At 63.3% G+C, this 26,659-nt stretch carries 18 protein-coding genes; 6 read left to right on the top strand and 12 right to left on the bottom strand.

What is annotated here, in order from left to right:
* Positions 1-67: 67 nt before the first annotated feature.
* Together AC56QQ_RS17365 and AC56QQ_RS17360 are read right to left on the bottom strand one after the other, a co-directional pair.
* Positions 68-388 (bottom strand): 2Fe-2S iron-sulfur cluster-binding protein, encoded by a 321-nt coding sequence (locus AC56QQ_RS17365; protein ID WP_091575073.1) that lies wholly within the window; start codon positions 386-388, stop codon positions 68-70.
* Positions 389-488: 100 nt separating this feature from the next.
* A complete protein-coding gene (locus AC56QQ_RS17360) occupies positions 489-857 on the bottom strand; it encodes an Hpt domain-containing protein (RefSeq protein ID WP_497122792.1) in 369 nt (122 codons plus the stop codon).
* A gap of 273 nt (positions 858-1,130) precedes the next feature.
* On the opposite strand from AC56QQ_RS17360, the gene AC56QQ_RS17355 reads away from it, so the two are divergent.
* On the top strand, positions 1,131-7,385 hold the full coding sequence (locus tag AC56QQ_RS17355; RefSeq protein WP_497122791.1) for a kinesin: 6,255 nt from the start codon (positions 1,131-1,133) through the stop codon (positions 7,383-7,385).
* A gap of 146 nt (positions 7,386-7,531) precedes the next feature.
* Here AC56QQ_RS17355 and AC56QQ_RS17350 read toward each other — a convergent pair whose 3' ends face one another.
* Genes AC56QQ_RS17350 through AC56QQ_RS17335 form a run of 4 tightly spaced genes read right to left on the bottom strand, consistent with a single transcriptional unit; the run spans position 7,532 to position 11,612 of the window.
* Complete coding sequence (locus AC56QQ_RS17350) at positions 7,532-8,182, bottom strand: ABC-type transport auxiliary lipoprotein family protein (protein WP_489861704.1); 651 nt, start codon at positions 8,180-8,182, stop codon at positions 7,532-7,534.
* A gap of 37 nt (positions 8,183-8,219) precedes the next feature.
* Complete coding sequence (locus AC56QQ_RS17345; protein WP_489861705.1) at positions 8,220-9,593, bottom strand: MlaD family protein; 1,374 nt, start codon at positions 9,591-9,593, stop codon at positions 8,220-8,222.
* A gap of 14 nt (positions 9,594-9,607) precedes the next feature.
* Positions 9,608-10,423, bottom strand: coding sequence for an ABC transporter ATP-binding protein (locus tag AC56QQ_RS17340; RefSeq protein ID WP_497122790.1), 816 nt, complete (start codon positions 10,421-10,423; stop codon positions 9,608-9,610).
* A gap of 1 nt (position 10,424) precedes the next feature.
* A complete protein-coding gene (locus AC56QQ_RS17335; protein WP_489861707.1) occupies positions 10,425-11,612 on the bottom strand; it encodes an MlaE family ABC transporter permease in 1,188 nt (395 codons plus the stop codon).
* A 76-nt stretch (positions 11,613-11,688) separates the two neighbouring features.
* On the opposite strand from AC56QQ_RS17335, the gene dgcA reads away from it, so the two are divergent.
* Positions 11,689-12,672, top strand: a complete 984-nt coding sequence (gene dgcA / locus AC56QQ_RS17330) for an N-acetyl-D-Glu racemase DgcA (RefSeq protein ID WP_497122789.1) — start codon at positions 11,689-11,691, stop codon at positions 12,670-12,672.
* Here dgcA and AC56QQ_RS17325 read toward each other — a convergent pair.
* Complete coding sequence (locus AC56QQ_RS17325; protein ID WP_489861709.1) at positions 12,643-13,857, bottom strand: MFS transporter; 1,215 nt, start codon at positions 13,855-13,857, stop codon at positions 12,643-12,645. The two genes, dgcA and AC56QQ_RS17325, sit on opposite strands and share 30 nt — an antisense overlap.
* Before the next feature lie 125 nt (positions 13,858-13,982).
* Complete coding sequence (locus tag AC56QQ_RS17320; protein WP_489863456.1) at positions 13,983-14,765, bottom strand: UDP-2,3-diacylglucosamine diphosphatase; 783 nt, start codon at positions 14,763-14,765, stop codon at positions 13,983-13,985.
* A gap of 153 nt (positions 14,766-14,918) precedes the next feature.
* Here AC56QQ_RS17320 and AC56QQ_RS17315 point away from each other — a divergent pair, with 153 nt between their 5' ends.
* From AC56QQ_RS17315 to AC56QQ_RS17300, 4 genes are all read left to right on the top strand, one after another.
* Positions 14,919-15,698, top strand: coding sequence for an SDR family oxidoreductase (locus AC56QQ_RS17315; RefSeq protein ID WP_497122788.1), 780 nt, complete (start codon positions 14,919-14,921; stop codon positions 15,696-15,698).
* Between the two features lie 176 nt (positions 15,699-15,874).
* Entirely contained in the window at positions 15,875-18,199 is a 2,325-nt protein-coding gene (locus AC56QQ_RS17310; protein WP_497122787.1) for an NADP-dependent malic enzyme, read from the top strand.
* 192 nt (positions 18,200-18,391) lie between these two features.
* Complete coding sequence (locus AC56QQ_RS17305) at positions 18,392-19,072, top strand: outer membrane protein (protein ID WP_497122786.1); 681 nt, start codon at positions 18,392-18,394, stop codon at positions 19,070-19,072.
* A 199-nt stretch (positions 19,073-19,271) separates the two neighbouring features.
* A complete protein-coding gene (locus tag AC56QQ_RS17300; RefSeq protein ID WP_497122785.1) occupies positions 19,272-20,489 on the top strand; it encodes a DUF2865 domain-containing protein in 1,218 nt (405 codons plus the stop codon).
* Here the strand turns inward: AC56QQ_RS17300 and gltX are convergent.
* The 4 genes from gltX to AC56QQ_RS17280 form a co-directional block, all read right to left on the bottom strand.
* Entirely contained in the window at positions 20,407-21,780 is a 1,374-nt protein-coding gene (gltX, locus tag AC56QQ_RS17295; RefSeq protein WP_497122784.1) for a glutamate--tRNA ligase, read from the bottom strand. The genes AC56QQ_RS17300 and gltX overlap by 83 nt on opposite strands.
* Before the next feature lie 431 nt (positions 21,781-22,211).
* Positions 22,212-24,017 (bottom strand): ABC transporter ATP-binding protein, encoded by a 1,806-nt coding sequence (locus AC56QQ_RS17290; protein WP_497122783.1) that lies wholly within the window; start codon positions 24,015-24,017, stop codon positions 22,212-22,214.
* A 392-nt stretch (positions 24,018-24,409) separates the two neighbouring features.
* Positions 24,410-24,820 carry a GNAT family N-acetyltransferase gene (locus tag AC56QQ_RS17285; protein ID WP_489861715.1) on the bottom strand — a complete coding sequence of 137 codons (411 nt, stop codon included), beginning with the start codon at positions 24,818-24,820 and terminating at the stop codon, positions 24,410-24,412.
* Positions 24,821-24,872: 52 nt separating this feature from the next.
* Positions 24,873-26,549 carry an NAD+ synthase gene (locus AC56QQ_RS17280; RefSeq protein WP_497122782.1) on the bottom strand — a complete coding sequence of 559 codons (1,677 nt, stop codon included), beginning with the start codon at positions 26,547-26,549 and terminating at the stop codon, positions 24,873-24,875.
* Positions 26,550-26,659: the final 110 nt, after the last annotated feature.

Below are 26,659 nucleotides of genomic sequence, written 5' to 3'. Positions count from 1 at the left end.
GTGTGTGCCGAGACACTGCATGAGCAATCCGCCGCTGCCAAGCAGCAGTCGGCAAAAAACCGGTGTCTCAGCCCTGACGGGCGGGCACGCGGACAACCAGGCCGTCAAGCGCGTCGCGCACCTTGATCTGGCATGACAGCCGCGAATTCGGCTGGACGTCGTAGGCGAAGTCCAGCATGTCCTCTTCCATCGCTTCCGGTTCGCCGACGAGCGCCGTCCACGCTTCGTCGACATAGACATGACAGGTCGCGCAGGCGCAGGCGCCGCCGCATTCCGCCTCGATCCCTGGCACCGCGTTGCGGATCGCGTTCTCCATGACCGTCGAGCCGTTTTCGGCGTCCATGTCGAAATGTGTGCCGTCATGGGCGATAAAAGTCAGCTTGGTCATTTTTCACCTGAAGGGAGTCCCAGCCGAGATAATCACTCCGGCAGACAAGTCAACTGCCGCGCGAAAGCGCCGCTCCTTGACGTTTTTCCGCAAACCGGGCTCAGCGATTGATGGCGGCGATGAAATCGCGCACTTCGTCGATCAGCCCGCCAAGCCGCCTGAGCGTCTGATCGTCTTCCGGCCGGTGCTCGATCTCGGTGGCGCAATCGGCAACGGCAAAGGCACCCACGCCCCGTGCCGACCCCTTCAGCCCGTGCGCGAGCAGGAGGCGGTCTTTGATATTGGCGTCGACTATTCTGTCGCGCACCGACAGCGCCTGTTGTACAAAGAGCGCCAGCACCTCCTGCTCGAGGCTGCGGTCGCCCATCGTCTGGCGGGCAAGATGTGCCAAATCGACCGGCCGTGACCGCCTTGGACCGGATACGTCGCCCCCGGGCATTGAGAAGGCAATGCCGCTTTCGCCACGCATGAATTTGGAACTCCGTTTGTTCGACCGCCCGAAAACCTAGGCGAATCCAGTGGACAACGGGTTAATGGGTGGCCCGGAAAAATGTTGCGAAAGCGGCGCCGGAATCACGGCTCTGTTAACCTTATATTTAAAGTTTTACACATCTCGCGGAATGCATGTTTTCTTTACCCCCCTGTGTCATTACGATACGAGGGGTCCATTTTCAGCCTCCTGCGCGGGGGTACGACAAACAGAATTATAAGCCCGCGGCAGCTAGTACAGGGTAGCGAAGGCATGGCGAAGAAACCAACGACGACGAGAACTCTCGACAACGACGTGGCCAGGGAGCTGGAAAAGGCGCTCGATATCGACCTCAGCGGCGATATCGGCGGCGGCGACCTCGACATCGCGGCTTCGATGGAAGATCTGGAAGCGCAGATATCCCAGGCCGCCGACGAATTGGCGCGCGAGGGACGCAATCAGAAGCCGGAGCCCGCCGTCAATCAGAGCCAGGGTGCGAAGCCCGCGCCCCAGGCCAAGCCTGCCGAATTGCGTCCCGTTGAAACACGCAATGGCGCCCAGCCCACCGGTTTCGCGCCAGCCAATGACGATCGCCAGAAGGACTACAAGACGCTCCTTCACGGCCTCAACAGGCGTGCCTCGAACACCATTTACTGGGTCATTGCCTTTGTCTCGCTCGCCTGGATCGCCGGCGCCGGCGGATTGGCCAATCTCCTTTTCGGGCCGAGCATCTGGAGGATCCGTACGGTCGACCAGTTTTTTGCCCGCCCCGAACTGATCGGCCTCGCGGTCGCGGCGGTTGTGCCCGTCATCCTGTTCTGGGCCTTCGCGGCGATGATTCGCCGCGCCCAGGAAATGCGCATTGCCGCCCAGTCGATGACTGAAGTGGCGTTCCGCCTGACCGAGCCGGAAAACCTTGCCCAGGACCGCGTGATGATGATCGGTCAGGCCGTTCGCCGCGAAGTCGCGGCTATGGGCGAAGGCATCGAACGCACCCTTGCCCGCGCCGTGGAGCTGGAAACGCTGGTCCACAGCGAAGTCAACCAGATCGAACGCTCCTATTCGGAAAACGAATCCCGCATCCGTTCGCTCGTCGACGGGCTCGGCAGCGAGCGCGAAGCCGTTGTCACCCACGCCGAGCGGGTCCGCGCCTCGATCACCGGGGCGCATGAGACGCTGAAGGACGAGATCGGCGCCGCCAGCGACATCATCCGCGACAGCATCCTCAATGCTTCGACCAAGCTGTCGATGACGATCACCAATTCCGGCGACACCCTCATCGACCGTATCAATGAAAGCTCGATGTCGATCTTCGATTCGGTGGAAGGCCGGCTCGATTCGATCACCGACCGGCTGTCGACCTCGGGCGAGGCCTTCGCCAGCCTTCTCGACACGCGCATTGCCAAGTTGACGGACACCACGGACGGTCTGACACGGTCGTTGACCGACCTGCTCGACGATCGCACCACCGGCATGGTGTCGCTGCTCGGCGGCGCCGCGCGCACGCTGAGTTCCGAATTCGAAGCCAGCCTCAGCGGCATCGAGCGGACGTTGGCCGAACGCGGTCAGGCGCTGATCAGCGAATTCCAGACCCGCGCCGAGGCGCTGGACACCGGAACGCAGAAGCTCAATGCGGCGCTCGAGGCCCGCGCCCGCCAGATCAACGAGACGCTGGTCGAACGCGCCCGCGAAATCGCGCATACCTTTGCCGAGAGCAAGGACACGCTGTCGGCGATGATCGATCAGGGCAAGACCCAGATCGGCGCCGACATGGCCGACATCGTCACGTCGACCTCCTCCATGCTCGAAGCCCGCGCCAGCGATTTCGCCGGCCGCATGGAAGCGGCGCGTCATGTCGTCTCGCGCTCGTTCGACAGCGACATCCAGCGGCTTGCCGATGCCCGAGTTGGCATCGAAGAAGCCGTCGAAAATCACAGCCGCAAACTTTCCGAAAGCCGCGACCGCATGGCCGCGGCCATGGAGGCCGACCTGGCGAAGTTCGCCGAGGGCCGCGCCGGTATCGATGCGGCGGTAACCAACCAGGTGCAGAAGCTGGCCGAAGGCCGCAACCTGATCTCGCGCGCACTCGAGGAGGATCTGCGCAAGGTAAATGAATCGAGGGCAGCCATCGACGCGTCGCTGGGCAGCCATCTCGAACGGCTGGAAGAAGGCCGCAACAGGCTGGCCAGCGCCTTGAACGAAGACTCCGGGAAATTGGTGCAAGCCCGTACGATCATTGATGAAATGGTTGCCGGACACGTCGGAAAATTGGCTGAAGGCCGCAACATCCTGTCGCGCGCCCTGGAGGCTGATCTCGGCAAATTGTCCGACAGCCGCGCCAGCATTGACGGCCTCGTCGCCGGCCAGGTCGAGAAGATCGCCGAGGGCCGCGCCGTGCTCGCCAAGGCGCTGGAAAACGACATCATCGGCATCAAGAGCCTCATCGAAACCCATTCCGCCAAGCTGGCGGAGGACCGGACGCAGCTGTCCCGCTCGCTCGACGATGATCTGTCCGGCATACGTGGCCTGATCGAGGGCCATTCAGGGCGGTTGGCCGAGGACCGCAGCCTGCTGTCGCAGACACTTGAGGCCGACCTTGCCAAGCTCGCCGAGAGCCGCTCGAGCATTGATGGCCTCGTCGCCGGCCAGGTCGAGAAGCTGGCCGAGGGCCGTGATATCCTCAAGCGTGCCCTTGAATCCGACCTGAACACGATCAAGGGCGTCATCGCCAGCCAGTCGGAAAAGCTGGCCGAGGATCGCGGCCAGCTTTCGCAGGCCCTGGAAACCGATTTGCAGAATGTGAACAGTGTCATCGCCGATCACATGAACAGGCTTGTTCAGGATCGCTCGACCCTGTCGAAGGCACTCGAGGATGACCTCGCCAAGCTGGCCGAAAGCCGCTCCAGCATCGACGGACTGGTCGCCGGCCAGGTCGAGAAGCTGGCCGAGGGCCGCGACATCCTGCGGCGGGCGCTCGAAGCCGACCTCAATGCGGTCAAGAGCACCGTTGCTGACCAGTCGCAGAAACTGATCGACGACCGGGCACAGTTCGCGCGGGCGCTCGAAGCCGACCTCGAAAGCGTCAACGGCCTGGTCAACAGCCATTCCGAACGGCTCGCCCAGGATCGTTCGACGCTGTCGAAGGCGCTCCAGGCTGATCTTGAAAACGTCGGCGGCCTCGTCAACAACCACGCGGAAAGGCTTGTCGAGGAGCGTTCGACCCTATCGAAGGCACTAGAGGACGACCTCGCCAAGCTGGCCGAAAGCCGCTCCAGCATCGATGGTCTGGTCGCCGGCCAGGTCGAGAAGCTGGCCGAAGGCCGCGATATCCTCAAGCGCGCCCTGGAAGCCGATCTGGCCAAATTGGCCGAAAGCCGCTCCAGCATCGACGGCTTGGTCGCTGGTCAGGTGGAGAAGCTGGCTGAGGGCCGAGACATTCTCAAGCGCGCCCTCGAGGCCGACCTGCAGAAGCTGACCGAAAGCCGCGGCGACATCGACAACGTCATCGCCGGACATGTCGGCAAGCTGGCCGAAGGCCGCAATATGCTGAGCCGCGCGTTGGAAGACGATCTCGGCAAGCTCGCCGAAACCCGCAAGGACGTCGACCGCTCGCTGTCAGGCCACATCGACCAGATCGCCGCACGAAGCATCAGCATTTCCGATGCGATTGCTGCCGACGTCGAGAAGATCGAGCAGGCGTTCAGCCGCCAGACCGGCATCATCGAGGAACGCGCCGGCACCATGGAGCGTGCGCTCTCGACAGGTGTCGACAACGTCCGCAGCGTTCTCGAGAAGAGCGCTGTCTTCGTTGCCGGCGCATTGCGCGAAAAGGTCCTGGAGGTCACCAGCACGCTGCATGAGCAGGCCGGTGCGGCGTTCAGCGACGCCGACCGCAGGATCGCCGAGCGCGCCGAGCAGACCTCCGCCGCCCTGCTGGCGAGGGCCGAAGACATCGCCCGCACCTTCGAGGAGGCCGATCGTCGCCTGCACGCCCGTGCCGAAGACACGTCGAACGCCCTTCTTGCCCGCGCGGACGATACCTCCAGTTCCCTGCTGGCTCGCGCCCATGAAACCGCCGATCAACTGGCCGCTCGTGCAAGTGAGATTGCCGGCACCTTTGACGTGGTGGACCAGAAGCTGGCCGTGCGCGCCCAGGAGACCGCCGATCAGTTGACCGCCCGCGCGAGCGAGATTGCCGGTACCTTCGATGCCGCCGACCAGAAGCTGGTCGCCCGCGCCGTCGAAACGGCACAGTCGCTCGCCGCGCGCGCCGGCGACATTCTGCGCAACTTCGAAAGCGCCGACCAGCGGCTCGGCATGCGCATCGGCGAATCGGCCGAAGCGCTTGCCGCACGTGCATCGGACCTTGGCCGCATCTTCGACGCCGCCGACCAGCAGCTGGTTTCTCGCATCGCCGAGGGTTCCGAAGCACTGTCGAGTCGTGCGTCGGAGATCGGCCGCATCTTCGACGATGCCGATCAGCGCCTTGTCTCACGCATCGCCAGCAGCACATCGACGATCGGCGAGCATGCGGAGACCATCGTCGGTGCTTTCGCCAATACCGAGCAGAGGGTCGCCGACCGTGCGCGGCAGACCGGCCAGGAACTGGCCGTGCATGCCCGCGAGATCGAGCAGGCGCTTGCAGGTGCCGACGAGCGGCTCGCATCGAGCGCGGCGGCCGCGGCCGCCCGTGTCGAGGAGCAGATCGCAGGTGTCGAGAACCGTCTCGCCTACACGGCCGAGACGATGGGCCAGAAGCTCAACGAGCAGGTATCGAGTGCCGAGGCGCAACTCGTGTCGCGCGCCAACGTCATCGCGGAGACCTTCACCGCGGTTGGCCAGCATATCGGCCAGAGCACCAACGACGCCGCCAAGACCATCGGCGCCAACACCCGCGAGCTCAACTCCATGCTCGCGGCGCGCTCGGCCGAAATGTCGAAGATCCTCGACGAAACCGCGCGGCCTTTGGTCGAGCGCTTCGCCCAGGGCGGCTCGGAACTGCAAAAAAGCATGGAAGAGGTCACCGAACGCGCCACGGAAAAGCTGCGCAGCGAGAACGCAGCACTGGTCAACGCGCTCGCCAGCCGCACGGCCGAGACATTGTCGGCCGTCGAAGGCGCTCGCTCGTCGCTGTCCGACAGCGTCGCCGACCTCATTGGCCGCATGACCAAGTCCAGCTCGCAGCTCGGTCAATTGATCGAACAGGCCGCGGTCAATCTCGGCCAGGTCGACGAACGGCTGAGCGGCAGCACGCAAAGCTTCGCCGCCACCACGGAAAAGGCCGCGCAAACCTTCGCCAGCTCGGCGCGGCTGGTCGATTCGAACACGACAAGGCTGACGGAACTGTCATCGTCCACCTTGCGCGAGGTCGCATCGATCGCCACCAAGTTCGACGAACACAGCCGCCTGCTGTCCAGTGCTTCGGACCTGCTGAGCTCGGCCCAGAGCAATCTCGAGCACACGCTCGAAAGGCAATCGTCGCTCGAGGACCTCGCCGTCGGCCTGGTCAAGAAGTCGGAGGATCTTGAAAAGGTCATGCGCTCGTTCGAGAGCCTGGTCGGCCAGACGCTGCAGAACGCCGAGGGCAAGACGATGGAGTCGGCGGACAAGATCCGCAACGCCATCACCGAAGTCGTCGATTCGGCAACCAAGCGCTTCGCCGATGCGACCGAGGAGATGCGCCGCACCGCGGGCTCGATCAAGAGCGAGCTCGACCTCACCCGCGCCGAACTCAAGAAGGGCGTCATCGAGATGCCGGAAGAGGCAAAGGAATCGACCTCGGCCATCCGCCGTGCCGTTTCCGAGCAGATCAACGCCTTGAAAGAGCTTTCGGACATCGTTGCGAAGTCCGGCCGCGGTGGCGATACCTCTGAACCGCGCAATCTGCGCCCGGCGCCGCAAGCGCCGGCCGCACGGCCCCCCGAGCCACCGCGTCGCGCGCCGGCACCACAGCCGGAGCTTCGCACACCTCAGGCGCCGTTGGGCGGCCCCGCGCTGCGCGGCACGCTCGACCTCGAGCGTCCGGCCGAGGCGGCACCGCGCCAGCGTGTCGATGCCAGCGCCCGTACGCCGCAAGGCGGCTGGGTCCGTGATCTGCTGAGCGGAGCATCGCGCGAAGAGGAAGCCAGGCCGGCAACGCCAGCGGAAGCACCGCGTGCGGCTCCTGCCCAGCGCTCGCCGCTGCATGTCGTGGAATCGCTGAACTCGCTGTCCGTCGATATCGCGCGGGCGATCGACCACGATGCTTCGATCGAGTTGTGGAACCGCTATCGGCGCGGCGAGCGTGACGTGTTCACCCGGCGGCTCTACACGCTGAAAGGTCAGCAGACGTTTGACGAGATCCGCCGCAAATATCAGGCGGAGGCCGAGTTCCGTGCCGCCGTCGACCGCTATTGCGACGATTTCGAGAAGCTGCTCAAGGATGTCGCGCGCAACGACCGCGACAACATCATGGCGCAGACCTATCTGACGTCGGACACCGGCAAGGTCTACACCATGCTGGCCCACGCCAGCGGCCGCCTGCACTAGCCACGGCTCTCTGCAACAAACAAAAAGGCGGGAAATTTCCCGCCTTTTTCATTTCGATCGATTTGTTGTGCTGGCACGTCTGCGGTGTCGCCTGGAGAAGACGTCAGCGCTCTCAGAAGCGTTGCGCGATCAATCCCTTACGGAGATCAGATGACAGAATCGGTCCAGCGCACGATCTGCTTGGCTGCATCCCCGAACGCATTGTCGAGCGCGTTGACATAGGCGGGATTGCCGCTGCCCGAAACGGGCGCGGATGCGGTGAAGCTCTTGGAGGCACGCACCTCGCCGTTACGGTCGTTCAGGATGCGCACGAACAGGTCGACCTCGGCATGCTCGCCGCCGTCGACGCGCACTTCGAACGAACGGACCTCGACGATCACCTGGTAGTCGATGGCCAGGCCCTCGCCCGGCTTGCCGACGCCCGCAAAGCTGCCTGAGCGCTGGAACGTCTCGGCCAGCCGCGCCTGCACGATCAACGGCAGTCGGTCGGCCCACTGCGCGCCCTTGAGATATTGGATCGAACGATCCGAAGGCTTGATGACGATGTTCTGGCTGTCCAGCGCCTTGAGCGCGGAAGGCTGGGCGATGAGAATCTGGCGGCGGCTGTGGCCGCGTGCGTCGATCGACGGCGCCGAGAGCTCGAACGTATCCAGCGGCGCAGGCTTGCCGCCCAGCGCCGCGCAGCCGGCAAGCGAGAGCGCAAGCAATGCCGCAGCCGATGTCAATCCGCTCGTTCTCACCCACACCGACTTCACGCGCGATCCTCGTTGTCCCCGGATCGTAAGATCAATCCGCATCCGCAGCTCATGTTCTTGGGGCGAGCGGCGGCCGAAGTCAACGCCGCGCCCTGCCATCGAATTGCCGAACCTCGCCATCGCCACCCGAAAGGATGCGCTGCGGGTTTCGGCTGAGATCGGTCACCGCCTCCTCGATGCGGGTGATCGAACGACGGCTGTCCTGCACCAGCGCCTCGACGTTTGTCAGGCCCTGGCCCGAGAAACGCGCCAGATTGTCGGTTATGACGCCCAGGCGGGAATTCAGCGTGTCGGCAACCTGCTTGAACGACTTCATCGTCGCCCTGGCATCGGCCATCACGCCATCGGCCTGCCCCGAACCAAGCAAGGTGTCGACCTTGGCGAGGATACCGTCGACACGCACCGAAGCATCATTGAGTCGTTGGGCAAGTTGCTTGGCATCCTTGATCGTCTGGTCGATATCATCAGCACGGTTGGCGAACTTGTCGGTCACCTTGGCGATGTCCGCGGCAGCCTTGTCGGCGTTTTCGCTCGCCTTCTGGATGTTGGCCAGAGCGGTGCGCACCTGCGCTGGATCGATGCCGTCCAGCACGCCGTCGACCTTGGCCAGCGTGCCTTGCGTCTGCTTGGCGAAATCGTTGACCGACCCGACCGCCGTATCGACGTTCTTGATGACGCTGTCGAACTGCTTCGAGGTTTCCTTGAGGTTTGACGTCACTGTATCGACATTGGCGACGATGCTCTTGATCTGGTCCTTGTCGACGGCATTGAGCAGGCCTTCCGCTGCCTTCAGCGTGCCGTCCAGCTTGCCGGAAACGCCCTTCAACTCGTCGGCCAGCGCACTGACGCTGGACAGGAACTTGTCGATGCCGTCGGAATTCTTGGCCAGCGCATCGGAGAAGGTCTGCACGTTCTTGACGGTGTCGGTCAGCGGCCCTCGGACATCCTTGGTGAAGCCTTCAAGCTCGCTCAGTACCTTGTCGGCGCGGGTGAAGATGTTCTGCGCGGTCTGCAAGAGGTTGGTGACCGCCGACGGGTTGGCAACGATCTCGGCGACCTTGCCTTCCTTCTCGGCCTGGTCGAGGAGTTTTACTTCCTTGGGGTCGGCACCCTTGAGTTCGATATTGGCCTGCCCGGTGAGACCGGCAAGGCCGATATCGGCCTGCGTCGACTTGGTGATCGGCGTCAAGCGGTCGATCTCGGTGTCGGCGATGGCGACCGTCGGATTGTCGACATCGATATAGACGCGCCTGACGTCGCCCACCTTGACGCCGTTGAACAACACGAAACTGCCACGGCCAAGCCCGGAAGCCGAGCCCGGAATGCGCACGCGCAGCAATGTGGTCTCGCCCTTGTCGCCGATCGCCGCCGTCCAGTAGACGAAGGCGAACGCCGCCAGGATCGCGACCAGCGTGAAAATGCCGACAATGACGTAGTTGGCTCTGGTTTCCATTGCTTCACTTATGGCTATGCGCGCGCCGCAAGATCAAGTTGCCGGGCGCGTTTTCCGCGGAAATAGGATTTCACCCAAGGCTCCTCGCTCTTCAGCATGTCGTCGATGGTGCCTTCTACCAGCACTCTCTTGTTGCCGAGCACCGCCACGCGGTCGCAAGCGGTGAACAGCGTGTCGAGGTCGTGCGTGACCATATAGACGGTCAGGTCCATCGTATCGCGCAGCTTGACCACCAGTTCGTCGAATTCCGCCGCGCTGATTGGATCGAGGCCGGAGGTCGGCTCGTCGAGGAAGACGATATCCGGGTCGAGCGCCAGCGCCCGCGCCAGCGCCGCCCGTTTGATCATGCCGCCGGAGAGTTCGGAGGGGAATTTTTGCGCCGCGTCCGGCGGCAGTCCGACCAACTCGACCTTGAGCATCGCCAGTTCGTCCATCAGCTTTCGCGGCAGGTCGAGATATTCGCGCATCGGCACCTGGACGTTTTCCATTACCGTCAGCGCCGAAAACAGCGCGCCGTGCTGGAACAGCACGCCAAGCCGCATGTCGATACGCAGGCGTTCCGCGTCGCTCGCCTTCTCGACATCCACGCCGAACAGCTTGATCGTGCCCGACCGCTTGCGCGTCAGGCCGAGAATGGTGCGCAGCAGAACCGACTTGCCGGCGCCCGAGGCGCCGACAAAACCGAGAATCTCGCCGCGTCTGATGTCGAGCGACAACTTGTCGAGGATCACCTTGTCGGCGAAGGCCACGGTGATGTCGTGCGCGGAAAGCACGATGTCGCCCTCGCCCGTGTCGTCCGCGATCGCCTTTGTCCCACTCCGCAGCTTCATCTCAGAACTCGATCGCTGCGTAGAAGATGGCGAACAGCCCGTCGAGGATGATGACGACGAAAATCGATTTCACCACCGAGGCGGTGACGTGCTGGCCGAGCGATTCGGCGCTGCCGCCAACCTTCATGCCTTCGACCGAGGCGATCGTGCCGATGATCATGGCCATGAACGGTGCCTTGATCAGGCCGGAGAAAATCGTACTGAGGTCAATGGCGACGCGCAGCCGGTCTATGAAGGCGGCAGGCGCGATATCCGAATAGAGCCAGGCCGCGAGAATGCCGCCGCCGAGCGCCGCGAAATTGGCGATGACGGTCAGGCAGGGCAAGGCGATCACCAGCGCCACCAGCCGCGGGAAGACCAGGACGCCGATCGGGTTGAGCCCGATCACCTTCAGCGCGTCGACCTCCTCGCGCATCTTCATCGAGCCGATCTCGGCGGTAATCGCACTTCCGGAGCGACCGGCAATCATGATCGCCGTCATCAGCACGCCGAGCTCGCGCAGGATAAGCACGCCGACGAGGTCGACGACAAAAATGTCGGCGCCGAAATAGCTGAGCTGATAGGCGCCTTGCTGGGCAACGATGGCGCCGACGATCGCCGACATCAGCACCACCACCGGAATGGCGCCGACGCCCATGCGGTCTATCTGGTTGAAGATCGCCGCGGGATTGACGGCATGGCCGCGGCCGAGCTTCATCTGCGCGCCGCGGATGGTGGCGCCGAGGATGTTCATCGAGGCGAGGAAGTCGTCGCGCATCTCGTAGACGCGCCGGCCGACCGCCTCGAGCGTGCGAATGATGATGTTGGGCGGCCGCACCGGACCGGATTCGGATTCGCGCCGAACAGCCTCACCCACGGCGTCGAGCAGTATCGAAGCGATCTCGCTTTGGCCCTGCATCTGGATTTTGACGCCCTTTTTCTCGAAAGCGCTGACCAGCCTGTCTATCAGCCAGGCGCCGGCGGTATCCATCTTCTCGATGTTGGAAAGATCGAGCGCCAAGGTCTTGAAACCACTCCGTTTCTCGATCTTGCGCATATCGGTGTCGATCAATGCGACGGTGCGTGTCGTCCAGATTCCCGAGAACGCGCAACCCAGAACGCCGTCCTCCTCGCCGATCGCCACGCGCGGTTCGTGGTCAGCCTCCCCCGCGGTCGTGCCGCTTGCGTCGCGCTTGCCGATAGTCAACATGGCGTCCTGTTTAGCCTGACGGGTCTGACCTGTCGATTTGCCGACAGCGCTTGTCGCACAGCCGGAGCAGAAAAATATGGCGCGTGTCATTTCGGTTGAGGCCGAACGTTTTCCGATCGCCGGAACCTTCACCATTTCACGTGGTTCGAAGACGGAAGCCGAGGTCATCACCTGCACAATCAGCAAGGACGGTCACGCCGGCCGTGGCGAATGCGTCCCCTACAAGCGCTATGGCGAAACCATGGATGGTGTCCGTGAAGCGATCGAGGCGATGCGCGACCGGATCGCCGGCGGCATCGGCCGGACAGCCTTGCTGGACGCCATGCCGGCGGGCGCTGCCCGCAACGCCATCGACTGCGCTCTGTGGGATCTGGAGGCAAAGATCAGCGGCACACCCGTCGCCACCGCGATTGGCGCCGTTCCGTTATCGGAACTCGAGACGGCCTACACGCTGTCGCTCGGTGAGCCGGAGACAATGGCGGCGCAAGCCCGCGCCAATGCGGCGCGGCCGCTGCTCAAGGTCAAGATCGGTGGTGACAACGACGTCGCACGCATCCGCGCCGTCCGGCAAGCGGCGCCAGAGAGCCGCATCATCCTCGACGCCAACGAGGGCTGGAACGATGACAACATCGTTGCGAACCTTGCCTTTGCCGCCGAGCAAGGCATCGCGCTGATCGAACAGCCGCTGCCGGCCGGCCATGATGAGATCCTGCGCCATATCGCGCATTCCGTGCCGATCTGCGCCGATGAAAGCGTGCATGAGGAGAAGAATCTTGCCGCGCTTGTCGGCCTCTACGACGCCGTCAACATCAAGCTCGACAAATCGGGCGGCCTGACGGCGGCGCTCGTCCTGCGCGATCGCGCCCGCGAACTCGGTTTCAGCATCATGGTCGGCTGCATGGTCGGCACGTCGCTGGCGATGGCGCCGGCCGTCCTGCTGGCCCAAGGCGCCGACTTTGTCGACCTCGACGGTCCGCTGCTGCTTGCCCGCGATCGCGTGCCCGGTCTTGTCTACCAGGGATCCCTGGTATCACCCCCTGATACGGCCTTGTGGGGCTGAGCGCGCCGCAAGTCCGATGAGGACCAATCCGATCAAGGCGATCGGGATCATGGCAAAGAAGCCGTCGACGCCGAAATGGTCGTAAAGCGGGCCGGATGCCAGCGTCACCACCGCCATGAAGAACCCGTTGGAGAAATAGGCGATGCCTTGCGCGGCACCTGTCTGCTCCTCGGAAATCGTTTCGCCGATCATCTTCTGCAGGCCGATCAGCACCAGCGCCACCGAGACCGAATGCAGCGTCTGGACGCCGAAAAAACCGGCAACGCCGAGGCCGAGCGGCCAGACCAGGGGAAAGGCGATCCACCGCACGACGGCCCCAACCCCTGCCATCATCATGATCGTCACGACCGAGAACGCGCCGAAGAAGCGGGTGAACATCATGAACATGCAGACTTCGGATACCACGCCCCATGCCCACAGCAAGCCGACGACCGAATCGCCGATGCCGATCGATTTCCAGTAGATCGAGACGAAGCCGTAGAGGAATGCGTGGCTGGCGGTGATGACGCCAACGCCGATGGAAAAATACAGGAAATATGGGTTGAGAAGTTTTGGCGCCGACTGCTGGATGTCGGTGGCCGAAAGCGGCGAGGCACGGCGCGGCCGGCCAAGACGGGGCGCCAGCAAGCCGGCGGCAAGAGCTGCGGCAAGTGCCACGAAAATGATTACTGGAACGGCCCGGGCGCCGGTTGCCGACAGGATGAAGCCGCCTGCAATGTTGGCGAACAGGTAGGAAATCGAGCCCCATTTGCGCATGCTGGTGTAGTTCGAGCCGAAGCGGCGCACGCCCGACAGCGCCAGCGAATCGGCGATCGGCGAATGCGGCGTCCAGACAATGGTCAGCGCCAGCGACACTGCCAGCACCATGGCATAGGTCGGTGTCAGGAAATAACCTGCAGACAAGAGTAGCGCGGCCGCCACCAGCGCGACATAGACATCGGCGCGATCCCTGGCCCTGTCGGCCAGCGCGGTCAGCAACGGCGTCGTCACCACGCGCAAGAACATCGGTGCCGCCAGGATCACGGCGATCTGCTCGGCATGGAAACCCTTGGCCTGCAGCCACAGCGGGAAGTAAGGAAGATGCGTTCCGAGCGGCACGAACAGCGTGGCGAAGATCAGGCTGATGCGCAGTTCGAAATGGCGCGGCTTGACGAGCTGTTCGGGCGAAAGCGGCGGCAGGGACATGAATCGATCCAATAACGCTGCACTCGATCGGCCGGCAACGCGTATCGATCCCTTAACATGGGTGAAAACCGGACGAAACCGGTTGGCCTAATCGATTGAGCCCAGAGCCGAAATGAACTCCGGCGCTATGCCGCCTGCCCCACCCGGTCCTCGATGAGCATCGGGATGAAGGGCTCGTCCGGCGCCTCGGGCAGCACCTGCGCCCAGGTCAGGATCTCCAACCGGCCGTCAAAGTGCTCGACAACGGCGGTGCAGCTTTCCACCCAGTCACCGGTGTTGATGTACTGGACATCGCCAAAATTCTCGATGGCGGCATGATGGATATGGCCGCAGATGATGCCGTCGACATGCGAGCGGCGCGCTTCCTCCGCAAGCATGGTCTGGAACGACCCGATGAAGTTCACCGCCTTCTTGACGTTGGCCTTGGCCCAGGACGAGAACGACCAATACGGCAGGCCGAGCAATTGGCGAAGCCGCGTGACGACCCGGTTGACCAGCATCGCCGCATCATAGGCGTGGTCGCCAAGGTATGCGAGCCAGCGCGCGTTGTGGACGACGGTATCGAACTGGTCGCCGTGGATGACGAGCAGGCGTTTGCCGTCGGCGGTTTCGTGGATGGCGCGGTCGGCGACGACGATGCCGCCGAAATGCACACCCTGGAACTGGCGAGCGAATTCATCGTGGTTGCCGGCGATGTAGGTGATGGTGGCTCCCTTGCGCGCCTTGCGCAGCAATTTCTGCACGACGTCGTTGTGGCTTTGCGGCCAGTGCCAGCTCCGCCGCAACCGCCAGCCATCGACGATGTCACCGACCAGATAGATTATGTCGGCGTCGTGATATCTAAGGAAGTCGATCAGGAATTCGGCCTTCGCCGCCTTCGATCCAAGATGGACGTCGGAAATGAACATGCTGCGGAAAGTGCGGGGCTCTTGGCCGGACATCGCGATTTCACCGTTGCTTTCGCCCAGCCTATGCCCCGATTCATGCAACAACCGTATGACGGTTGCGATTGGTCCAGCCGAGGGACTAGCTTGCCGCCGGCTCAAGAGGAGAAAATCGACATGGATCTCGGTATTCGCGGAAAGAAGGCTATCGTCTGCGCTTCGAGCAAGGGGCTTGGGCGCGGCTGCGCCATGGCGCTGGCCGAGGCCGGCTGCAACATCGTTGTCAACGGCCGCAACGCCGAACTGGTGGCGAAAACCGCCGCTGAGCTGCGCGAGCGCTATGGCGTGACGGTGACGGAAGTTATCGGCGACGTTTCGAAACCGGAAGTGCAGAAGGCGCTGCTCGCCGCCTGCCCGGACCCGGACATTCTCGTCAACAACAATGGCGGCCCGCCGCTGCGCGATTTCCGTGAACTCGATCGCGCGAAGATTCTCGAAGGCGTCACCCAGAACATGGTGACGCCGATCGAGCTGGTGCAGGCCGTCATCGACGGCATGGCGGCGCGTGGCTTTGGCCGCATCGTCAACATCACCTCGCTGTCGGTCTACGTTCCTATCCCCGGTCTTGATCTCTCTTCGGGCGCGCGCGCCGGCCTGACGTCGTTCCTCGCCGGCGTGGCACGCACGGTGGTGGATCGCAACGTGACCATCAACAGCCTGCTGCCGGGTAAGCTTGATACCGACCGGCTGCGCGGGCCGCATGAGGCCGGCACGGTCGAAGACCCCGCCGCTGCCGCCGCGCGCAAGACCCGCATCAGTGCCGATGTTCCGGCCAAGCGGCTCGGCACGCCGGAGGAGTTCGGCCAGATCTGCGCCTTCCTGTGCTCGGTCCATGCCGGCTATATGACCGGGCAGAACATACCGGTCGACGGCGGTCTCTACGTCAGCGCCTTTTGATCGGCACGCCGATCAAGCAGCAAGACTCATTTGGCATAAAATCCGCATAAGCATTTGATATATAGTCGTTTTGGACGCGCCGCCGAGTAGAGCTGTCGGCGCGTCAATTAGCGTCGCGAAAAAGCTTGGCCGCATGCTAAAAGGACTCTCCAGGCAGATTTCGAGGGAGCGGCCGCATGGAAGGCGAGAACAAGAAGACGGCACGTTCGGATCTCGATGAAGCCGCCCTCTACTTCCACAAATATCCAAGTCCGGGAAAGCTCGAGATCCAGGCGACCAAGCCGCTCGGCAACCAGCGGGATCTCGCGCTCGCTTATTCGCCAGGCGTCGCCGCCCCTTGCCTCGAAATCCGCGACAATCCGGCGACCGCCGCCGACTATACGGCGCGCGCCAATCTGGTCGGCGTCGTCTCCAACGGATCGGCGGTGCTCGGCCTCGGCAATATCGGACCGCTTGCCTCCAAGCCGGTCATGGAAGGCAAGGCTGTCCTGTTCAAGAAGTTCGCCGGCATTGATGTGTTCGACATCGAGATAGACGCGCCCGGGATCGAGCGCATGGTCGAGACGATCTCGGCGCTGGAGCCGACCTTCGGCGGCATCAATCTCGAGGACATCAAGGCGCCCGAGTGCTTTGAGGTGGAAGAGCAGTTGAAAGCCCGCATGGGCATCCCGGTCTTCCACGACGACCAGCATGGCACCGCCATCATTGTCGCCGCCGCCGTGCTCAACGGGCTGGAATTCGCCGGCAAGGCCATTTCGGACATCAAGATCGTCACCTCCGGTGCCGGCGCGGCCGCCCTTGCCTGCCTCAATCTGCTGGTTTCGCTTGGCGCACGGGTGGAGAACATCTGGGTCACCGACCGTTTCGGCGTCGCCTACAAGGGCCGCATTGACGAGATGGACCGCTGGAAAGATCCCTATGTGAAGGACACCGAGGCACGCACGCTGGCCGATGTCATCCCCGGCGCCGACGTCTTCCTCGGCCTTTCGGCGGCAGGCGTGCTGAAGCCGGAACTGCTGCAACACATGGCGCCAAAACCATTGATCCTGGCGCTGGCCAACCCCAATCCGGAGATCATGCCGGAGGTGGCAAGGGCCGCCCGGCCCGACGCGATGATCTGCACGGGGAGATCGGATTTTCCCAATCAGGTCAACAACGTACTGTGCTTTCCTTACATTTTCCGCGGTGCGCTGGACTGCGGCGCGAGCGCCATCAATGAAGAGATGAAGATGGCCGCGGTACGAGCGATCGCGGCGCTTGCCCGCGAGGAGCCTTCGGACGTGGCCGCGCGCGCCTATTCCGGCGAAACGCCGGTCTTCGGACCCGAGTTCCTGATCCCCTCGCCCTTCGATCCGCGCCTGATCCTGCGCATCGCCCCGGCCGTCGCCAAGGCAGCCTGCGACACCGGTGTCGCCACGCGGCCGATCACCGACTTCGCCGCCTACATCGACAAGCTCAATCGCTTCGTCTTCCGTTCCGGACTGGTGATGAAGCCGGTGTTCTCGTCGGCCAAGGCCTCGACCGCCAAGCGTGTCATCTATGCCGAGGGTGAGGACGAACGCGTGCTGCGCGCTGCCCAGGTGGTGCTTGAGGAAGGCATTGCCGAGCCGATCCTGATCGGCCGGCCGCATGTGGTCGAGGTCAGGCTGAAGCGCTACGGATTGCGCATCAGGCCCGGCGTCGATTTCGGCCTGATCAACCCGGAAGACGACCCGCGCTACCGCCACTATGTCGATCTGCTGATCGAACTCGCCGGCCGGCGCGGCGTGACGACGGAGGCCGCGCGCACCATGGTGCGCACCGACAACACGGTCATCGCGGCACTCGCCCTGAAACGCGGCGACGCCGACGCCATGATCTGCGGCCTCGAGGGCCGCTTTGCCCGCCATCTGCGCAATGTCACCCTGATCATTGGCCCGCGCGCCGGCATCAGGGATCATGACCTGTCGACGCTTTCCATGCTGATCTCGCAGCGCGGCATCATCTTCCTCACCGACACCTATGTCTCGGTTGATCCGACGGCGGAGGAGATCGCGGAGATGACCATTCTAGCGGCGGAGGAAATCAGGCGCTTCGGCATCGAGCCCAAGGCTGCCCTTCTGTCGTTCTCGGATTTCGGCTCGCGCGATGCGCCGAGCGCGCTGAAGATGCGGCATGCGGCGGCGATCCTGGCGCGGATTGCGCCCGAGTTGCAGTGCGACGGCGAGATGCACGCCGACTCGGCCCTGTCGGAGCAGTTGCGCCAGCGTGTCTACCCGCACTCACGGCTGAAGGGCGAAGCCAACCTGCTGGTATTCCCGAATCTCGATGCGGCCAACATCACGCTCACCGCGCTGCGCACGATGATGGATGCGCTGCATGTCGGTCCGATCCTGCTTGGCACCGACAAGCCGGCACACATACTGACACCGTCGGTAACCTCGCGCGGCGTGGTCAACATGACAGCGCTGGCGATCGCCGAGGCCGCACAGCAGGCACAGGCGATCGCCAATCTGGGCTAATTCAGCTCCTGCTGGTTCGGCTTGGCCAAGCCCCGAAGGTGGCCCGCACGGTGCTCCGACACAACCTTGTCCGAACAGGTGTTGCAGGCTGGCAACTTTTGATTGAGAAAATTTGGCGCTGGCCGAAGGTGGATTTCTCAGGGAAGGCCGATTTGATAGAGTTCAGTCGTCTGGTTTGGCGGCGAGGATACCATGAGAGGCTTGTTGCTTGCATCTGCAATGCTGTCCCTGGTCGGCGGACATGCGTTCGCCGCTGACGCTATTGGTGCTGAACCCACAACCGTCCACGACTGGTCCGGCATCTATGCCGGCGGGCATCTTGGCTACGGTTTCGGTAGATCCGACGCGGTTTTCAGTTCGCCCAACACACCAACGTTTCAGGCGAGCCAGGACTACGACATCGACGGTTTCCTGGGCGGCGTTCAGGTCGGCTACAACTACCAGATCAATTCCGTGGTTCTCGGCGTCGAGGCCGACATCGCGGGCGCCGACATCAAGGGGAACTCGAACGAAATCAACGTTGGCGTTCGCGGCGATACTTACGACACCAAGGTGGACTGGTTTGGAACGCTTCGCGCCAGAGCAGGCTATGCGTTCGATCGCACCCTGGTCTACGGGACCGGTGGCTTGGCGTTCGGGAGCGTCGAAAACCGGTATCTCGACGGCCCCCTCAACAGCTTTTCCGAGAAGAACACCAAGACTGGCTGGACCATTGGCGCCGGCCTGGAGCAGGCGCTCACCGACCATTGGTCCGCGAAAGTCGAATATCTGTATGTCGATCTGCGAGACCAGACCATCGACTACGGCGGCAGCAACACCGTGTTCGACAATACGTTCAATGCGGTCAAAATCGGCATGAACTACAAGTTCTGACCGCGACCCGGAAACGGCTGCCCCACGTGTCCTTTGCGTCGCTTGGCTGATTGAAATTAGCGCATTGTCATGACGTCAAACCACGGAAGACGCATTGATCACCGGGCTTTAACGCCGGTGCTCGGGCCATGTCCGGAAATAGACGGTTAACCGCGAACGGGGTAGCCTCGGCGACCATAGGCAAGCGGGGTTCAGGAGAATGACAAGCGGAGGGTGGAAGCAGGCGCATGCTGCCGTGCTGCTTGGCCTCTTGCTTTTCGGCGCCACGGTCACCGAGCCACAAGCCGCCCCGCGGGTCTGCCGCCAGTTGGAGGCCGATCTTGCCGCTGCCTCGCGCGGTGACGGTGGCGGCCCAGCGCTGATCCGGAAATACGACGCCGCCATCGCCAGGCAACGCGAGCAGATCTCGAAGGCCCGCGGCCAGTCCAGCAGCGCCGGCTGCGGCTTTTCGCTGTTCGGCCGCAACGTCAATCAATGCGCCGGGCTCAATGCCACCATCGAGCGCATGAATGCCAATCTCGATGCCCTGCAGAGCAAACGCGAGCGGCTGGCCGAAGGCGGCGGCTCGCGCCGTGATCGCGGACGCATCCTGGCGGCGCTCGACGCCAATGGTTGCCGGGACGACGACGCCACAATTGTTCCACCGGGCGCACCGCTGCAGGAAGCCAATCGCGAAGACGGCAACGCAAACCTGTTCGACCAGCTTTTCGGCGGCAATAGCCGGCAGATCGATTCACTCGACACACTCGACCAGTCTGACGATCCCGGCGAGGAGCGAAACGTCCGCCGAGTGCTCAACCAGCCCGGCATACCGGACTTTCCGAGCGTCGGCGGCCAGTTCCACACCACGTGCGTGCGCACCTGCGACGGCTACTTCTTTCCGATGTCGAATGCCGCCTCGGTCAGCGATTTCGAACGCGACCAGAAGAATTGCGAATCGAGTTGCCCCGGCACCGAGATGCAGGTTTTCTATGCGCGCGGCATGGACGACGATTCGGCGTCGATGACGTCATCGGTCACCGGCAGGCCTTACAGCGAATTGCCGACCGCCTATCTCTACAAGCAGTCCAACATGTCGCGGCCGCCGGCCTGCGGCTGCAACGCGGCGCAGAATTTCCAGATCATCGGCGGCAATCCGCCGTATCAGCAGCAGTCGCGGCCCGAAGCCGACGCGGCACCGCTCGTTCCGGTCCCGGTTTCCAAGCCCGATCCGGGCGCCGACCCGGAGACGCTGGCGAACATTGAAGGCGGACTGGACCGCGACGCGATCAAGCGGCTTTCCGTCAAGCCGGTGACTTCGCCGGTGTCCACTATGCCGCCGGAGCAGCGCAAGGTCAGGGTCGTCGGGCCAGCGTTCCTTCCCGACCCATCAGCGGCAATAGATCTGCAAGCTCCGGCCCCGAAGGCAGTCCGGTAAGGGCGAGCCTGAGCGGCATGAACAATGCCTTGCCCTTGCGGCCGGTCGCTTCCCTGATCTTGCCCGTCCAGTCCTTCCAGATCGTCCCGCCCCAGGGCTCCTCCGGCAACAGGTCGAACGCCTGACCAAGGAAATCGCGGTCGTCATCGGAAAACTCCGGCTTCTCCTGCGGCCCCTCGCGCAGGATACGCCACCAGTTCACGGCATCGGCCAGCCTGTCGAGATTGCCACGCACTGTCAGCCAGAAAGGCTCGGCTTGCTCACCTGAGACGCCAAGCACGATCAGCCGGTCTCGCGCCTCGGAGAACGGCATATGGTGCAGCAGCGCCCGGTTGAGCACGAACAGCTCGTCCGGATCGAACTTGGCCGCGGACTTCGATGTCGCCGCCGGATCGAAGCGTTCGGCAAGCTCGGGCATTGTCGGCACCGCAGAAACGTTCTCCGAGGTGCCCACCAGCACGGCAAGCGAAGCGACGGCCATCGGCTCGATCCCGTCCTCGCGCAGGCTCTCGATGGAAAGCGCACCGGTGCGCTTCGACAGTCCTTCGCCCGATGCGGTGGTTAGAAGATTATGGTGACCGAAGACCGGCGGCTCGGCACCCAGTGCCTTGAACAGGGTGATCTGCACGCCGGTGTTGGTGACGTGGTCGTCGCCGCGGATGACATGGCTGACGCCCATCTCGACGTCGTCCACCACCGAAGGCAGCGTATAGAGATAGGTGCCGTCCTCGCGCACCAGGACCGGATCGGACAGCGAGGCCAGATCGACGGTTTCCTCGCCGCGCACCAGATCGTTCCAGTGGACCTCGGTGCGCTCGGGTTGCTGCGGATCGCTAGAAAAATTGGGCAGCAGGAAGCGCCAGTGCGGCCGGCGGCCGTCGGCCTGGTATTCGGCGATCTGCTCTCGTGTCAGCGCCAGCGCCTCACGGCCATAGACCGGCGGCAGGCCGCGCGTGCGGCGCACCTTGCGCCTGAGATCGAGCTCCTCGGGCGTTTCGTAGCAGGCATAGAGAACGCCGGCCGTCTTCAGCCTCTCGACCGCCGCGTCATAGACCTCGAAGCGCCGCGACTGATATTCGGTGGCGTCCGGAAAAATACCCAGCCAATGCAGGTCGTAGAGGATGGCGTCGGAAAATTCCTGCTTCGACCGGGCAATGTCGGTGTCGTCGAAGCGCTGGATGAAGCGGCCCTTGTTGTTCAAGGCGAACAGCCAGTTGAACAAAGCGGTGCGCGCATTGCCGATATGGATGCGGCCGGTCGGCGACGGGGCGAAACGAACGGTGACTGTCATGAACGGGGCGTACCGGATGCTTTTGTGATTGACAAGACGCGCCCCCGCGCAGTGCGGCAGACATAGAACATGGCGCGCGCAATGAAAAGACCGGGGGCGGCGTGGGTCTCAGGCGACGCATAGGCGGCGGCCAGTCCGGCGACGCCCGCCATGACCGAGCGTAGCCAGCCGGCGGAGCCGACGCCGGTCGTCGGTCGCCCATCAACCCACCCATGAAGATGTCGCCGGAGCGGCCGCTTGCGTAACCTCATCGGTTCGCGAGCGGACCATCGTCCCCCCCGGCATAGCGGAAGAAGACATTCCTGTAGGCGAAAAGCTGACGCATGAATTTGCTCTGCGTCTGCCCTTCGGCTCTGCCCTGCGATTCCGTGCCCCGCGCCACCTCGCCCGGTAGAGGTGACCTCCGGCCGAAGCTGGAGGCCAACCCCAGGTCAGCCGACAAGTCCCTTGGTCAGCTCAAGCGCCTGGCGCTCGAACAGGCGGCGGTAGATGCCGCCCTTGAGCCGGATCAGCTCGTCATGGGAGCCTTCCTCGACGATGTTGCCGCGATCGAAGACCAGCAGCCTGTCCAGCGCCCGCACCGTCGAAAGCCGGTGCGCGATCACCAGTGTGGTGCGACCGACCATCAATCGTTCCATCGCCTGCTGGATCAGTACCTCCGATTCCGAATCGAGGCTCGATGTCGCCTCGTCGAGGATCAGGATGCGCGCATCGGCAAGGAAAGCGCGCGCGATCGCCACGCGCTGACGCTCGCCGCCCGACAGTTTCACGCCGCGTTCGCCGACCAACGTGCCGTAGCCCTTCGGCAGGCTGGTGATGAAATCGTGCGCGCTCGCCAGCCTCGCGGCATGCTCGATCTCGTCCTGCGTCGCCGTCGGTCGGGCATAGGCGATGTTTTCGGCCAGCGACCGATGGAACAGGATCGGTTCCTGCTGGACGATGGCGATCTGCCCGCGCAGTGATGCTTGCGCCACCTGCGAGATGTCCTGGCCATCGATCAGGATCTTTCCCGCGTTCACGTCATAGAGCCGCTGGATGAGCTTGACGAAAGTCGTCTTGCCCGAACCCGAATGACCGACGAGCCCGACACGTTCACCCGGCGCGATATCGACCGAAAAGTCGCGATACAGCGGCGATCGGTGGTTGCCATAGTGGAAGGTGACGTTGTCAAAGCTGACGCGTCCCTGCGTGATCCGGATAGATTTGGCGCCGGGCCGGTCCTCGATGCCGAGCGGTTCGGACTGGAAATCGACCAGTTCCTCCATGTCGTTGATCGAACGCTGCAGATTGCGGATATGGGTGCCGATATCCCTGAGATAGCCCTGCAGCACGAAGAACGAGGTCAGCACGAAGGCGACGTCGCCGGCGCTCGCCTGCCCCCACGACCACAGCATCAGCGCCAGGCCGATCACCGCGGCGCGCATGACCAGCAGCAGCGCCCCTTGCGTGGTGCCGTTGATCGTGCCGCGCACCCAGGTGCGCCGCGTGCGCGCACGCCATTTGGCGACGACCCCGGCGAGGCGGCGCTCCTCGCGCTCCTCGGCGCCAAAGCCCTTGACCACGGCGTTGCAGCTCACCGCGTCGGCCAGCGAACCGCCGAGGCGCGTGTCCCAGGTGTTGGCAAGCCTCGCCGCCGGCGCGACATAGCCAAGCGAGAGCATCGCCGTCACCGTGATGAACAGCACCGACCCGGCGGCAACGACCACGCCCATCAGCGGCCAGAACCAGCCGAGCAGCAGGGTAGAGCCGACGAGCATGACGACCGACGGCAAGAGCGCGATGAGGATGGTGTCGTTGAGCAGATCGAGCGCCCACATGCCGCGCGTCACCTTGCGCACGGTCGAGCCGGCAAAGCTGTTGGCGTGCCAGTCGGTGGAAAAGCGCTGCACGCGGTGGAAGGCATCGGCGGCGATGTCGGCCATCATCTTCAGCGTCAGTTCGACGATCCCCATGAAGGCCAGGTTGCGCAGCACGACGCCGGTAAGAGCCAAGGCGATCAACATCGAAAACGCCGTCACCGCGGCATTCCAGGCAATCGCGTCCGCGCCGGCGCTGCTGGCTACGGCATCGACCAGCCGGCCGGAATAGAGCGGCGTCAAGACGTCGGCCAGCGTCGAGAGCAGGAACCCGCCCATGATGAGCGAAAGCCGCCACGGCTGGCGCTGCCAATGGGTGAGCGTGAAGCCAAGAACGCTGCGAAAGGCGCTCGCGCGCAAATCGATTCTAAAACGAGCCATGATGTCATTCGGGCGCGAACGAGCCCGATCCCGGTAAGGTCGAAAAATTGAAGAAGCCGCAAGGGGCCAACAATTGCCCAGAATGCGGAGTGGCATATTTGGCGTCGCGCCCGCAGTCGGGCGGCGAACGGCATCGGCAAAAGCCTGTTCTCGATCCGGCTTCGGCACGAAGGGTAAACCCTCGCGGAGCGCCTGATGAGACCTAGGCTTCGCGGCCTCGCATTACCAATTGAAATACTGCCATTCAGACCTCCCGCAAATCAATCGCGGAGACGCCCTTATAGAGACACGCTGGTGCCTCGCCAAGACGAGCTCACGCCAAAAGCGTATCTGGTCCAACCACTGCGATTATTTTGCAACAACGGCTGATGCAAGCCATCGCCACGCGCTCTTCATTGCGGAACGCGATCGAGGCGCATGTATCGACCATCGGTTGATGCCTTGAAGCCCAGCTTCTCATAAACGCCGTGCGCGTCACTGGTCGACAGACTCCAGTGGAAAACAGTCCCGACATCCGGATGGTCGATAAGGGCCTGGACGAGGCGGCCACCTATGCCCTGCCCGCGATACCCGGGCCAGATGATGATATCGGCGAGATAAGCGAACACCGTGCGATCCGTGATCGCCCGGCCGAAGCCGACTTGCTTGCCCTCGGCGTAAGCGCCGACGCAAAGCGAATTGGCAAAGGCGCGGCGATGCATCTCGTCGCTGCGCCCGGCACCCCAATAGCTTGCCATCAACAGGTCGGATGTCGCCCGGAAATCGATCCGGGACATGTCGAAGCTGATTTCACAGTCAGGCATGGCTACACTCGCCCTTGCGGCATGGCGCGAACTTTCGCTCGGGAAACGGCGTCTAGCCGCGATCCCTGAACCGGTTGGTGATGGGATAGCGGCGGTCGCGGCCGAAATTCTTCCTGGTGATCTTCACACCGGGTGCCGCCTGCCGGCGTTTGTATTCGGCTATGTAGAGCAGATGCTCGATGCGCGTCACCGTCGCCCGGTCATGGCCGCGCGCGACGATGTCGTCGACGCCCATCTCGTTCTCGACCAGGCATTCGAGGATATCGTCGAGCACCGGATAGGGCGGCAGCGAATCCTGGTCGGTCTGGTTCTCGCGCAATTCCGCCGACGGCGCCTTGTCGATGATGTTCTTCGGGATCACCTCGCCGGAGGGCCCGAGCGCGCCCGGCGGCACGTGGCTGTTGCGCCAGCGCGACAGCGCGTAAACCTGCATCTTGTAGAGGTCCTTGATCGGATTGAAGCCGCCATTCATGTCGCCATAGAGCGTGGCGTAGCCGACCGACATCTCGCTCTTGTTGCCCGTCGTGACGACCATCGAACCGAATTTATTGGAGATCGCCATCAGGATGGTGCCGCGTGCTCGGCTTTGCAAATTCTCCTCGGTGATGCCTTCCTTGGTGCCTTCGAACATCTGTGTCAGCGCGTGCAGGAAGCCTTCGACCGGCTCGAAGATCGGCACGATATCGTATCGGCAGCCGAGCGCGCGAGCGCAGTCCTCGGCGTCCTTGAGCGAGTCCTTCGACGTATAGCGGTATGGCATCATCACCGCGCGCAGTCGCTCCTCGCCGAGCGCATCGACGGCAAGGGCCGCGCAGATCGCCGAATCGATGCCGCCGGACAGGCCGAGCACGACATTCTTGAAGCCGTTCTTGTTGACGTAGTCGCGCAGGCCCAGCATGCAGGCGCGGTAGTCGGCCTCTTCCCTCCCCGGGATCTTCGACATCGGCCCTTCCGAGCAGACCCAATGATCACCTTGCCTGTTCCAGGTGGTGACATCGACCGCGTCCTCGAACTGGCTCATCTGGAAGGCCAGCGTCTTGTCCGCGCCGATGGCGAAGGATGCGCCATCGAAGATCAGCTCATCCTGGCCGCCGAGTTGGTTGGCATAGATAATCGGCAGCCCGCATTCGATGACCTGGCGGATGACGACCTGGTGGCGGACATCGATCTTGGCGCGGTAGTAAGGCGAGCCGTTTGGCACCAGCAGGATTTCCGCCCCGCTCTCGGCAAGAGTTTCGCAGACGCCGACATCGCCCCAGATGTCCTCGCAGATCGGAACTCCGATCCGCACGCCGCGGAAATTGACCGGTCCCTGGATCTCGGGTCCAGCACGGAAGACGCGCTTTTCGTCGAATTCACCGTAGTTCGGCAGATCGAGCTTGTAGCGCTCGGCGATGATCTTGCCGCCATCGGCAAAGGCGATCGAATTGTGCGTGCCGCTCTTCCGCTTCAGTGGCGTGCCGATGATGACGCCCGGGCCGCCATCGGCGGTATCGGCGGCAAAGTCCTGTGCCGCCTTTTCGCAGGCTTTCAGGAAGGCCGGCTTCAGCACCAGATCCTCCGGCGGATAGCCGGCGAGGAAAAGCTCGGTATAGAGCACGAGGTCGGCGCCCTGGCGGGCGGCGTCCGCCCTCGCCTCGCGTGCCTTGGCGAGATTGCCGGCGACGTCGCCGACGGTCGGATTGAGCTGGGCAACAGCGATGCGCAGGATGTCGGGCTTCTTGGTCATGCCTGCGGTTTAGCGCGGCAAAATTCGCCGGGCAATGGCGTTCATTTGGGCCACTCCAGACCGATTGAAGTATGTCAATCGTGTCGGACCGATTGACGTATCTCATTTGT

It is taken from the genome of Mesorhizobium sp. RCAM 05099, assembly GCF_059683685.1.
Note: the sequence above shows the minus strand (reverse complement) of the source record. Positions and strands in the feature narration are given on the sequence as shown.

Bases quoted from the DNA above. Each gene is read 5' to 3' on its own strand.
- AC56QQ_RS17280 (WP_497122782.1), bottom strand. From the start codon at position 26,549: ATGACCAAGAAGCCCGACATCCTGCGCATCGCTGTTGCCCAGCTCAAT.
- AC56QQ_RS17340 (WP_497122790.1), bottom strand. From the start codon at position 10,423: ATGAAGCTGCGGAGTGGGACAAAGGCGATCGCGGACGACACGGGCGAG.
- gltX (WP_497122784.1), bottom strand. From the start codon at position 21,780: ATGACAGTCACCGTTCGTTTCGCCCCGTCGCCGACCGGCCGCATCCAT.
- AC56QQ_RS17345 (WP_489861705.1), bottom strand. From the start codon at position 9,593: ATGGAAACCAGAGCCAACTACGTCATTGTCGGCATTTTCACGCTGGTC.
- AC56QQ_RS17360 (WP_497122792.1), bottom strand. From the start codon at position 857: ATGCGTGGCGAAAGCGGCATTGCCTTCTCAATGCCCGGGGGCGACGTA.
- AC56QQ_RS17315 (WP_497122788.1), top strand. From the start codon at position 14,919: ATGGATCTCGGTATTCGCGGAAAGAAGGCTATCGTCTGCGCTTCGAGC.
- AC56QQ_RS17325 (WP_489861709.1), bottom strand. From the start codon at position 13,857: ATGTCCCTGCCGCCGCTTTCGCCCGAACAGCTCGTCAAGCCGCGCCAT.
- AC56QQ_RS17305 (WP_497122786.1), top strand. From the start codon at position 18,392: ATGAGAGGCTTGTTGCTTGCATCTGCAATGCTGTCCCTGGTCGGCGGA.
- AC56QQ_RS17310 (WP_497122787.1), top strand. From the start codon at position 15,875: ATGGAAGGCGAGAACAAGAAGACGGCACGTTCGGATCTCGATGAAGCC.
- AC56QQ_RS17300 (WP_497122785.1), top strand. From the start codon at position 19,272: ATGACAAGCGGAGGGTGGAAGCAGGCGCATGCTGCCGTGCTGCTTGGC.
- AC56QQ_RS17350 (WP_489861704.1), bottom strand. From the start codon at position 8,182: ATGCGGATTGATCTTACGATCCGGGGACAACGAGGATCGCGCGTGAAG.
- AC56QQ_RS17285 (WP_489861715.1), bottom strand. From the start codon at position 24,820: ATGCCTGACTGTGAAATCAGCTTCGACATGTCCCGGATCGATTTCCGG.
- AC56QQ_RS17335 (WP_489861707.1), bottom strand. From the start codon at position 11,612: ATGTTGACTATCGGCAAGCGCGACGCAAGCGGCACGACCGCGGGGGAG.
- AC56QQ_RS17320 (WP_489863456.1), bottom strand. From the start codon at position 14,765: ATGTTCATTTCCGACGTCCATCTTGGATCGAAGGCGGCGAAGGCCGAA.
- AC56QQ_RS17365 (WP_091575073.1), bottom strand. From the start codon at position 388: ATGACCAAGCTGACTTTTATCGCCCATGACGGCACACATTTCGACATG.
- dgcA (WP_497122789.1), top strand. From the start codon at position 11,689: ATGGCGCGTGTCATTTCGGTTGAGGCCGAACGTTTTCCGATCGCCGGA.
- AC56QQ_RS17355 (WP_497122791.1), top strand. From the start codon at position 1,131: ATGGCGAAGAAACCAACGACGACGAGAACTCTCGACAACGACGTGGCC.
- AC56QQ_RS17290 (WP_497122783.1), bottom strand. From the start codon at position 24,017: ATGGCTCGTTTTAGAATCGATTTGCGCGCGAGCGCCTTTCGCAGCGTT.